The organism is Pararhizobium sp. DWP3-4, assembly GCF_049898205.1.
Taxonomy (GTDB): domain Bacteria; phylum Pseudomonadota; class Alphaproteobacteria; order Rhizobiales; family Rhizobiaceae; genus Pararhizobium.
This window is the reverse complement of record NZ_JAFCXF010000013.1, coordinates 110,821-121,843: the sequence shown is the minus strand read 5'-3', so window position 1 is coordinate 121,843 and position 11,023 is coordinate 110,821. Positions and strand designations below refer to the sequence as shown.

10 protein-coding genes are annotated in these 11,023 nt (G+C 60.3%); 5 read left to right on the top strand and 5 right to left on the bottom strand.

The window, feature by feature from the left end:
• Window positions 1–432: 432 nt before the first annotated feature.
• Window positions 433–828: a histidine kinase gene (locus tag ACP7E6_RS25555; protein ID WP_426232494.1), complete on the top strand. Its 396-nt coding sequence runs from the start codon at window positions 433–435 to the stop codon at window positions 826–828.
• Window positions 829–903: 75 nt separating this feature from the next.
• Here ACP7E6_RS25555 and ACP7E6_RS25550 read toward each other — a convergent pair whose 3' ends face one another.
• The 5 genes from ACP7E6_RS25550 to ACP7E6_RS25530 are packed head-to-tail and all read right to left on the bottom strand — an operon-like array spanning window position 904 to window position 6,408.
• The gene (locus ACP7E6_RS25550; RefSeq protein ID WP_426232499.1) at window positions 904–1,923 is read right to left on the bottom strand and encodes a histone deacetylase family protein; all 1,020 of its coding nucleotides are present in this window, start codon (window positions 1,921–1,923) and stop codon (window positions 904–906) included.
• Window positions 1,924–1,932: 9 nt separating this feature from the next.
• A complete protein-coding gene (locus ACP7E6_RS25545; RefSeq protein WP_426232493.1) occupies window positions 1,933–2,445 on the bottom strand; it encodes a GNAT family N-acetyltransferase in 513 nt (170 codons plus the stop codon).
• On the bottom strand, window positions 2,445–3,377 hold the full coding sequence (locus ACP7E6_RS25540; RefSeq protein ID WP_426232498.1) for a 3-keto-5-aminohexanoate cleavage protein: 933 nt from the start codon (window positions 3,375–3,377) through the stop codon (window positions 2,445–2,447). Before ACP7E6_RS25540 ends, ACP7E6_RS25545 begins: the two co-directional genes overlap by 1 nt.
• A 7-nt stretch (window positions 3,378–3,384) precedes the next feature.
• The gene (locus ACP7E6_RS25535; protein WP_426232492.1) at window positions 3,385–4,749 is read right to left on the bottom strand and encodes an aspartate aminotransferase family protein; all 1,365 of its coding nucleotides are present in this window, start codon (window positions 4,747–4,749) and stop codon (window positions 3,385–3,387) included.
• A gap of 21 nt (window positions 4,750–4,770) precedes the next feature.
• A complete protein-coding gene (locus tag ACP7E6_RS25530; protein ID WP_426232491.1) occupies window positions 4,771–6,408 on the bottom strand; it encodes a N,N-dimethylformamidase beta subunit family domain-containing protein in 1,638 nt (545 codons plus the stop codon).
• Between the two features lie 107 nt (window positions 6,409–6,515).
• Here ACP7E6_RS25530 and ACP7E6_RS25525 point away from each other — a divergent pair, with 107 nt between their 5' ends.
• The 4 genes from ACP7E6_RS25525 (at window position 6,516) to ACP7E6_RS25510 (ending at window position 10,929) form a co-directional block, all read left to right on the top strand.
• Window positions 6,516–7,514 carry a LysR family transcriptional regulator gene (locus tag ACP7E6_RS25525; protein WP_426232490.1) on the top strand — a complete coding sequence of 333 codons (999 nt, stop codon included), beginning with the start codon at window positions 6,516–6,518 and terminating at the stop codon, window positions 7,512–7,514.
• A 222-nt stretch (window positions 7,515–7,736) separates the two neighbouring features.
• Window positions 7,737–8,456 carry a FadR/GntR family transcriptional regulator gene (locus tag ACP7E6_RS25520; protein ID WP_426232489.1) on the top strand — a complete coding sequence of 240 codons (720 nt, stop codon included), beginning with the start codon at window positions 7,737–7,739 and terminating at the stop codon, window positions 8,454–8,456.
• A complete protein-coding gene (locus ACP7E6_RS25515; protein WP_426232488.1) occupies window positions 8,453–9,625 on the top strand; it encodes a PLP-dependent transferase in 1,173 nt (390 codons plus the stop codon). Before ACP7E6_RS25520 ends, ACP7E6_RS25515 begins: the two co-directional genes overlap by 4 nt.
• 44 nt (window positions 9,626–9,669) lie before the next feature.
• Window positions 9,670–10,929 carry an ABC transporter substrate-binding protein gene (locus ACP7E6_RS25510; protein ID WP_426232487.1) on the top strand — a complete coding sequence of 420 codons (1,260 nt, stop codon included), beginning with the start codon at window positions 9,670–9,672 and terminating at the stop codon, window positions 10,927–10,929.
• Window positions 10,930–11,023: the final 94 nt, after the last annotated feature.

Sequence of the window (11,023 nt, the reverse complement as noted above, 5' to 3'; positions counted from 1 at the left end):
ACCACGATGCACGTCGCTTATCTTGCTTCCCAATGCTGACGTTCGACCAGCATCCCAAGAGGCGACGACTGTCGCGTCTCTAACTAGCCTATATGTCGCATTTCTAAAATGCCGCTACACGGACGGATTGCGTAATCCTTATTATGGAACTTCCTGATCTGTCAAAAGCTGACGGCGATCGGCAAAGGTCGTCCCCGACGCCCTTGATGGAGGTATTTATATCTTCACGACACCTTAAATGATCTTTGAACTATTTTCGGTCTAAGTGTATCCAGCGGCAGGGTCGTCACTTCTGTTCGTCAAAACAGCGTATTTGCAAATAGAGGACTTCGTTTGAAAAACACATTCATCATAGCTGCGGCATTTGCCATGATGCCCTTTCTTGCGCATGCCGGAACACTCGTTTTTCCGAGCGATGCGCCGATTGCGTCGGTGACCATCCCCGATGCCTGGGGTCCTAAAGAGACTATTTCCGGCATCGAAGCCAAGTCGCCAGATTCGGCGATCTATTTCTCGATCGATGTCGCCACGGATAAGGATATGGACAAGGTCATCGACGAAGCCGTCAAGTTCCTGACCGATAACGGCGTCACAATTGATGCAGCAACGCAAAGAGACTCTGGCGACGTCGAAATCAATGGCATGAACTTCGGTAGCATCGAGTTCGACGGCACGGATGCCGACGGTCCTGTCGAGGTTTCCCTTGGCTTCGCATCGCCTGCTGAAGGCAAGATGCTTGTCGTCACATATTGGGGCACCAAAGCAACCCAGGACGCACATAGCGCTGATCTGGGGGGAATTTTGAAGTCGCTCAAGCCGTCAAATTAGCCGGTTTGAACCGCCAAGCTGAAATTCAGTACGCTTCGGGTGTAAGCTCAGTCATGGAGCTTACACCCCCTATCCTCAGTGCCGAAACCCGGTCAGGAACGATGTCAGATTGTCGGCAAGCGCGTCGCAGAGATAGCCGCCTTCCTGGATGATGACGGTCGGCAGGCCGAGGCCGCTGATGGCTTCGGCAATGCGGGCGAAGCCCTGTGTCGAGACGGACAGTCCGCCGAAGGGATCGCCCTCGAAGGCGTCGAGACCGAGAGCGACCACCAAGGCGTCCGGGGCATAGGCCTCGATGCGGCGGTTGGCGGCCTCCAGTGCCTCAAGAAAACCGGCGTCGGCCGTCTTGCGTGGCAATGGCAAATTGTAATTATAGCCAAGCCCCAGGCCTTCGCCGCGCTCGTCGGCATTGCCCCAGAAGAATGGATAGAAACGCACCGGATCGGCGTGCAGCGAGACCGTCAGCACGTCGCTGCGGCCGTAGAAGATGCCTTGCGTGCCGTTGCCGTGATGCAGGTCGATATCGAGGATGGCGACGCGTTTCGACGACTTGAGCAGATGCTGGGCGGCGATGGCGGAATTGTTGAGAAAGCAGAAACCGCCGGCGACATCGGCAAACGCATGGTGGCCCGGCGGACGGCAGAGCGCGTAGGTATGGCGGGCGCCGGCCAGAACCGCTTCGGCGGCCTCGACGGCACTCCAGGCGCTCCAGCAGGCGCTGCCCCAGGTATCGGCGGAAATCGGGCACGCCGTATCGGCCATATGATACCCGGCCCGACCGACGGCGGAGGCCGGATAGCGGCCGGTCCGCGCCAGCGGGTGGATATTCGGGATCACCTCCTCCGAGGCGCCCTCGATCCGCTGCCAGCGCAGAAAAATGTTCTGCAGGAATTCCAGATATTCCGGCGTGTGGACGGTGGCGATCGGTTTCAGGCCATGATCACGCGGGCGGACAATCTCGGAGCCCGCCGCCTTTGCGCCTTCGAGCAATCGCGCGATCCGCTCCGGCTTTTCCGGGTTGGGCTGCGGCGCTCCACTGGAGAGAAACATCTTCGGATCGTGTTTCGTCTGCTCTTCAGCGTAGAAGGTTTTGATGCTCATACCTTAAACCCCGCTCTCGTGCTGTCCGGCCAGCGCTTCGAAATCCTCGCCATAGGCCGCATGAATGCGCTCCTGGTCGGACCAGGCAAGCCCCATCCGTTCGTAAAAATGCTGCGCCGAGATGTTCTTCGCTTCAACCGACAGCCGCAAGTATGCGCCGCCCTCGGCACGGACATGCGCCGCCGTTTGGCGCAAGAGTGCGACCCCGATGCCGGCACCGCGAAAACGTGGTTCGACGACGATGTCCTGGATATAGGCGCCCTTCTGCCCGCGCCATGTCGAGAAACTCTGGAAAAACAGGCACATGCCGGCAAACTCTCCACCCATTTCGGCGATGAGAACGGTAAAGGCCGGCTGCGGACCGAACCCGTGTCTACGAAGATCGCCCGGCGTGGCAGTGACTTTGCCTTCGGCATCGAGATGCCGCGCGATGGTCATCAAGCCCGCGTGGATGAGATGCACATCGTCAGCCGTTGCGATTCGAATTTTCACGGGCTGATTGGAAATATCAACCATCAGAAGCCCACCCGATCGCCGCCCTTGAGCGCCAGCATCATGCGCGCTTCGTCCGGCGTGGCCACCTCCAACGACAGGGCTTCGAGAATGGTGCGGATGCGGCTGACCTGATCGGCGTTGGATTTGGCCAGTTCCCCGCGCCCCAGATAGAGGCTGTCCTCCAGCCCGACCCGCACATTGCCACCCATCGCAGCCCCCATGGTGATCAATGGCATCTGCTGGCGGCCGGCAGCCAGCACCGAGAACCGATAGTCCTCGCCGAACAGCTTGTCGGCAATGCGCTTCATATGGCTGAGATTGTCCGGATCGGCGCCGATGCCGCCGAGAATCCCCAGCACGAACTGGATGAACAGCGGGCCTTTCACCAGCCCGCGATCGTAGAAATGTTTCAGCGAATAGAGATGGCCGACGTCGTAGCATTCGAACTCGAAGCGGGTGCCGCACCCCTCGCCCAGCCGTTTCATAATATCCTCGATATCGGCAAACGTGTTCTTGAAGATCGTGCCCCGCGTCGCTTCCAGAAGCTGCGGCTCCCATTCGTGCTGCCATTCCATGCCAGGTTTTGCCAGCGGGAAAATGCCGAAATTCATCGAGCCCATGTTGAGCGAGCACATTTCCGGCTGCGCCTGAAGCGAAGCCGCCAGCCGCTCGTCCAGCGTCATCAGCGAACTGCCGCCCGTGGAGATGTTGATGACGGCATCCGTTGCCTGCTTGATGCGCGGCAGGAATTGCATGAACACAGTGGGATCGGCTGTCGGACGGCCGTCAGCGGGATTGCGGGCATGCAGATGCAGGATCGACGCGCCGGCTTCAGCAGCGGCGATCGCCTGTTCTGCGATCTGATCCGGCGTGACCGGCAGATAGGGGCTCATCGACGGCGTGTGGACGGAGCCGGTGACGGCGCAGGTGATGATGACTTTATTCTTCATGATCCCGCTCTCAGCCATTCACCGGCAGATCAAGTTCGCGCGCCAGCTGTTCAAAACTGTCGCCGAGGATCGAAACCATTTCACCAATTTCGGCAGCGGTGATGATCAGTGGCGGTGCAAGGATCAGGTTATCTGCCTCATAACCATCGCCACGGATGCGGCGGGAGTAGAGGATCAGGCCTTTTTCATAGGCGATATCGAGCAGCCGCTGGTTGGTCGCCTGCGATTTGGCAAAGGGTTTGAAGGTCACGGGATCAGCGACCAGATCGGCGCCGATCAGCAGGCCCTTGCCACGCACTCCGGCGATGAAGGGGAAGCGTTTCGACAAGCCTTCCAGCTCAGATTTCAGCAGATCGCCCATGGACGCCGCGTTGGCTTCGGCGCCAAGCCGCTCCATCTCCTCCAGCACCGCGAGGCCTGCAGCGCAGGCAAGCGGATTGCCGGCATAGGTATAGCCATGCTGGAAGCCGCCCATGTCCAGAACCGGCTTGACCAGTTTCGCCGACGCCGCCATGGCGCCGAGCGCGGCATAACCGGAGCCGATACCCTTCGACAGGGTGATGATATCCGGCTTGCAGTTCCAGTGATCGCCACCGAGATAGCGGCCGGTGCGCGCGGCACCGCTCATCACTTCGTCATGGATCAACAGGATGCCGTATTTGTCGCAGATCTCGCGGATACGGGCGAAATAGCTGTCCGGCGCCACCAGCGCGGCAGTCGCCGCGCCGCCGATCGGCTCCATGATGAAGGCGACGACGCTTTCCGGCCCTTCCGCGAGGATTTTCTCCTCCAGCATGTCGGCATAACGCAGGCCACGCTGCTCCATCGTCAGGTTGTCGCGGTCGCGGTAGGCTGTTGGAGCCGGAATGGCCGGCATCGGCTGGATCTGCGGCGCAAAGGTTTCGGTCAGCGCCAGGTCGCCGGTAACGCCAAGCGCCCCCATCGTGCCGCCGTGATAGGACGGAAACCGGCAGATTACCTTCCAGCGCTTCGGCTGGTTGGTTGCCACCGCCCATTGCCGCGCCAGCTTGATGGCCGATTCCACCGCTTCCGAGCCGCCGGAGACAAAGAAAATCCGGTCGAGATCGCCGGGCATTTTTTCTGCCAGACGCCGGGCAAGCTCCTCGGCCGGTTCGTTTTCGAAATGCAAGCGGTAGGCGAAGCTCACCTTCTCCATCTGTTGCTTCATGGCCTCGATGACATGCCGGTTGCCGTGGCCGATATTGCTCACCATCGGCCCGCTGGAACCGTCGATGAAGCGGCGGCCATCCTGCGTCCAGAAATAGATACCCTCGGCGCGATCGACCAGCGGCCGGCGCAGGCGAGTCACGTAGAAAAGATGCGATGCGGGCCGCTCATTGGCTTGGATGTTCATGATGCTCTGCTCTGAGTGAAATTATCGATTGAGATAGCGGTTGAGGACATTAGCGGTGACGCGCTCGACCATTGCGTCTTTTCGCAGCAGGCCCGCCACCCATTCGCAGGTACCGGCGTGGAAAACCTCGCCCTTGCCGCGCTTGAAGTCGACGATCATGCCATTGCTGTAACGGACCTTTTCCATGTTCTCGTCGCTCGCCTCGCCATAGAGCGTCTCGGCGATGAAGCGCCCGTCCTCGTCACCGAAAAACAGATCCTCGCGTGTCAGAATATCGCTTTCCTCGACCTGGCTGGCCATGCCGAGCGCCAGGATTTCCAGCCCCTCCGGCGCGCCGCTATCTGCGGTCGGATATGGCAGGCCGTAGCGGATTTCGTAGGCAAGGCCATCGACCTCATAGCCATAGATATGGCTGTCGGCGCCGAGCAGGTCGCCGTAGAACAGGCCGGTTCCGGCAAAGGCCCAGTGACGCGGCCGGTAGATCGGGAAACCGCGAACACCGCGCGGAGCGCAGCCGCCCCAACCGGAATAGACGCCATTGGTGGCATTCAGCCCAAAGGTCAGCGCGCCGGGACGGCCGATTTCAGGGGCTTCCCAGGAGTTGGTGGCGCGGGTGACGTCGCCGCTTTGGTAGATCGGGTCTTCCTTGCGCGCGACATATTTGTAGCAAACCTGCCGCTGCCCCTCGTCTTCCAGCCGCGTCTGCCACATGAAATTGCCGGCAAAACGCGCCACGCGTCCACCCTGGTCGACATAGGCATCGACGGCATCGCGCATTTCCCAGGTCCAGTATTCGTCATGGCCGACGAAGACGACGCAGTCGTAATCGTTGAGAATGCCGGGATTGTTGTGCAGCTCGTGCTGGCTGGCGAGATCGACGCCATAGCCCTGGCGCTCGGCCCAGCGGAAAAACTGGCTGTCATAGCTTGCCCAGCCGGACGAGGTGTATTTCTTCGAATAGCCGTTGGCAAAGGCCCATTCCATATGGGGATAACGCGGAATGGTGCCCGGTGGCAGGCTCACCTCCAGCGGCACACGCGGCGCATCCGGCGGAAGCACGACGAAGCCGCGGCAGAGCGGCCGCTCGATACTGACGGTGGTCGCGTATCTGTCGCGGTTGGGGCCGGTGATGCCCTGATAATGGTTCGATCCGCCCCAGGTATTATAGGCGGTCCAGGTGCCGGTGGCGGCAACCTGCAGAATACGGCCAGGCTTTGGGCCGGCATTCGGCAGGACGATGATCATGTGGTGACACTGAATCGGCTTGCCGTCGCGCCCCTCGGCCGTCAGCGTGATACGGTAGGCGCCGGATGGCCAGCTGTCATGGACCTGGAAAGTGAAGGTCGGCTCCCAGCCGCAACCGATGACGGAGACCTGGTCGGGGGTTTCCTGCCACTCGGTGGCGATATCGTCGGTTCCATAGACGCTTGTCTCGACCGCACCATCGCGAACAATCTCCAGCCGGCATGAGGACGCTGTCGAACTGATATGCAGGTCGACCATCGCACCGCGCGCATAGGCATAGGATCGCGTATAGCACCAGATCTCACCTCGGGCGCCGTCCATGCCCGGAGACTCGTAATAGTGACCGCGCACGGCCTGGTGCCGCTCCTCGGGGCTCAACCCGAAATCGGGGAAAACTTGGGTTCTCTCGGTCACGTCGCGCCTCGCTGGGTCTTAGGTGGCGATGATCAAACCACAATGGACTTGGCCCGACAAATACATTAGGTGAAGGACCAGCATTCACCAAATGAATGAGGTGACCCATGGCCAGCCCGAGACGCCGCTTCGTTTGGGAGATTGACTGGAACCTGTTGCGCACCTTCACGGTGATCGTCGAGGAAAAGAGCCTGACGGCTGCGGGCAACCGCCTGTCGCTGAAGCAGCCGACCATCAGCAATGCGCTGCGCCGTCTCGAAGAGCACATGGCCTGCCGCCTGATCGACCGCTCTTCCAACCATTTCCGCACGACACCGGCCGGGGCGCGGCTCTATGCCGAGTGCCAAACCATGTTCAACATCGTCAGTGGCCTGCCCGATCTCGTCAAGGACGATCCGGATCTGGTGACCGGCAATGTCGAAATGGCCTTTGCCAGCCATATCGAATGCCCGTTCCTCGACCGGTTCCTTGCCGATTTCCACAAGACCTTTCCACGGGTCAGTTTCTCGACCACGGTGTCCGCCAGCCAGACGGTGATCGACAATGTTTTGTCCGGCGAAGCCTGCCTGGGTATCTGTCTTGCCCACGAGAAGCATCCGGAACTGGACTATACGGTGCTTTACCGCGAGCATTTCGGCTTCTTCTGTGCACCCGGCCATCCGTTGTTCGGCAAGCGCGGGACAGAGACCGCCGATCTCGCGGCGCTCGACTACGTGTCCTTCAAGACCGACCATCTGGGTGGCGCGCTCGCACCGATCGCCCGGCTGCGGCAGCGGGAAAATTTCAGCGGTCAGGTGCTTGGTCTTTTCACAAATCTCGAGGAGGTCAAGCGGCTGATCAAGGTCGGCTTTGGCTTCGGCCCCTTGCCGATCCATGTGGTCACCGCCGATATCGAGGCACGGCAACTCTGGCAATTGCCACCATACGAGAATCCGCCAGCAGCCGATGTCTACCTGGTCACCCGGCGGTTTGCGCGCGGCAGCCGCGCCGAAAATCTGCTGGTCGATAGGCTGATTGCGGCGATCGAAGCGGTCCCGCTCAGCGGCCGCACCTACCCCGCCGGGCTTGCCGATCCAGCGGCGCAGGTATCCAACGACATTCCCTGAATGAATGGCGGGCGAGCCCACACATTCTGGCGAAAGGCCGCCGGATGCACCGTCCAATCGTCCTTCCGCACCATCCAGCGGAAGCTCCACTCTCCCATCGGCACCTGTTTACCGCTCTCACCCGTTTATCCAACGCCGGATAAACGGGCTTGACGGCAACGTTATGATTTGCATTATTGCTCAGATGTCAGACCAATTCTGGTTTCAACTGGAAAGCGGACGATGAAGCATTTGGATGCGCGATCGGCACTTGTCCCCCTGCCCCCGGCCGACCGGGCGCAGCAAGTGACGGCAGCGCTCGCCGACTATATCCAGCGCTCCAACCTTGTTCCTGGCGACCGGCTTCCGGCCGAGCGGGAGCTGATGAGCGCGCTTGCCGTCGGCCGCTCGACGATCCGCGAAGTCATCCGCCATTTCCAGGCACTCGGCGTCGTCGAGGCCCGCAAGGGCAGCGGCACCTACCTGTTGAAGCCGATCTCGGGCACCACGATCCACATGCCGCTATCGCTGGAAACGACGCATCTGCGCGACGTGCTCTTGAAAACGCTGGAAGTACGACGCGGCATTGAGGCGGAGGCCGGCATGGTGGCCGCCCGAATGCGCACGGCAGAAGACATCAGGATGATCGAGGAAAAGCTGGATGAGATGGAGCGGGTACACCTCTCAAAGGGCACATCCGGTCCGGAAGATCTGGCTTTCCACCTCGCCATCTACGACGCCACCCACAATCCGCTGTTCAAGCAGTTGCTTGAACAGATGCGCGGCGCTTTCGAGCGCTTCTGGGAAAGGCCCTTCGACCGGCCGGATTTTGCCCGCCGCTCCTTTCCGTTCCACCGCACCCTCTTCAATGCCATCGCTGCCCAGAACCCTGAGGCCGCGCGCGCTGAAACACTGAAAATCCTGGCGATCGTCGAGGAAGACATCAAGGAAATGTCCAAATGAGCAACGGGTTCGATCCGTTCGAGGAAGCCTCCCTCATCGTCGCCCACGACGTGAGCAATGCCTATGACGCCGTCGTGCCGCCGATCGTGCAGACGTCGCTGTTCACCTTCACCGATTATGACGACATGGTCGCCTCCTATCGCGGCGAAAAAGTCCGGCCGATCTATACCCGCGGCCTCAATCCGACCGTGCGGATATTTGAGGAAATGCTGGCCAAACTCGAAGGCGCTGAAGACGCCATCGGCTTTGCCAGCGGCATGTCGGCAATTTCTTCGACGGTTCTGTCCTTCGTCGAACCCGGCGACCGCATCGTTGCGGTCAAGCATCTCTATCCGGATGCCTACCGCCTTTTCGGCACATTCTTCAAGCGCATGGGCATCGAGGTGACCTATGTCGATGGCCGCGACGAGGAGGAAGTCGCCAAGGCTCTGCCCGGCGCAAAGTTTCTCTATCTCGAAAGCCCGACGAGTTGGGTGATGCAAACCCATGATGTTGCAGCACTCGCAGCGCTGGCCAAGTCGCACGGCATTATCTCCGCGATCGACAACAGCTGGGCAAGCCCGGTCTTCCAGCAGCCGATTTCGCTGGGCGTCGATCTGGTCATTCACTCCGCCTCTAAATATCTCGGCGGCCACAGCGACGTCGTCGCCGGCGTTGTCGCGGGCTCCAGGGAACTGATCGGGCGTATCCGCTCGGAAGCCTATCCCTATCTCGGCGGCAAGCTGTCGCCGTTTGATGCCTGGCTTTTGATCCGCGGCATGCGCACGCTGCCGATCCGCATGAAGGCGCATGAACAGTCCACTGTCGAGATCGCCAAGCGTCTGCAAGCGCATGATGCGGTTGAGTCGGTCAACTATCCCGGCCTTGCCAATCACCTGCCGCCCGGCCTCAAGGGCACGTCCGGCCTGTTTTCCTTCATCTTCAAGGACGGCATCAATGTCCGCACCTTCTCGGATCACCTTGAGCTGTTCAAGCTCGGTGTCAGCTGGGGTGGTCATGAAAGCCTGATCGTGCCGGGCGAAGTCGTCCTTTCGCAAAAAGCACAACCCAATTCCGCGGTCGCCTTCGGCATCAGTCCGCGGTCGGTAAGGCTCCATGTCGGCCTGGAGGGAACGGAGGCCCTCTGGAGCGATATCGACGCGGCAATCACTGCCGCATCGGTAGGCTGACACGACAGCAAACAACTTAAACCAACAATAAAAGGGAAACGAAAATGAGGAAACTGATTACGGCGGCCATGGTCGCCACGCTGATGGCAGGCACAGCACTTGCCGATACCAAGCTGAAGCTGGTGGAAGTCATCACCAGCCCGGAGCGCACCGAAACGCTGAAGTCGATCGTCGCAAAATTTGAAGCCGCCAATCCCGGCACCACGGTCGAGATCATCTCGCTGCCCTGGGGCGAAGCCTTCCAGAAGTTCGCCACCATGGTGTCTGCCGGCGAGATCCCGGACGTGATGGAAATGCCGGATACCTGGCTGTCGCTCTATGCCAACAACGGCATGCTCGAAAGCCTCGAGCCTTACCTGAAGACCTGGGACCAGACGCCGGAACTGACGGATCGCGCCCTTGAACTTGGCCGGGACGTCAAGGACACGGCCTATATGCTGCCTTACGGCTTTTATCTACGCGCCATGTTCTACAACAAGAAGATCTTTGCTGAAGCCGGCGTCGACGGCCCGCCGAAGACGATGGACGATTTCGTCGCAGCGGCCGAAAAGATCAAGAAGCTGCCGGGCAAATATGCCTATTGCATGCGCGGCGGTCCGGGCGGCCTGAATGGCTGGATGATGATGGGCGCCACGATGGCGGGCGACAACACCTATTTCAACGCCGACGGCACATCGAAGTTCTCCGAAGAAGGCTGGGTCAAGGGCTTCACCTGGCTGATCGACCTCTACAAGAAGGGCTATGCGCCGAAGGACAGCGTCAACTGGGGCTTCAACGAGATCGTCGCCGGCTTCTACACCGGCACCTGCGCGATGCTCGATCAGGATCCGGACGCGCTGATCGCCATCGCCGAGCGCATGGATGCAGCCGATTACGGCGTCACCACCATGCCGAAGGGTCCATCCGGCAAAACATTCCCGACCATCGGCTTTGCCGGCTGGTCGATGATGTCGGCCAGCGCCAACAAGGACCTGTCCTGGAAGCTGATCGCCACGCTTGAAGGCCCCGAAGGCAATATCGAGTGGAACAAGAAGATCGGTGCCCTGCCGGCGCTCAAGTCCGCCGAGAAGGACCCCTTCTTCGCCACGGATCAGTTCAAGGGCTGGTTCGAGGAACTGGCCGACAAGGACGCCGTTCCGACCGTCATGCCGACTTACCTGGAAGAATTCGCCTTCTTCAAGGATTCCATGGCGATCAAGACCAGCCAGGAAGCCATGCTCGGCGATATCACGCCGGAAGAAATGGCCAAGCAATGGGCTGACTACATGACCAAGGCTCAACAGAAGTTCCTCGCGAGCAAATAAGTCATCAGCCCTTAGCCGCAGGCAGCGACATGATGTCGGCTGCCTGCGGCCCATGACCCCGACGGTAAAGCCGGCACGCCTCGACGCGCCGCGA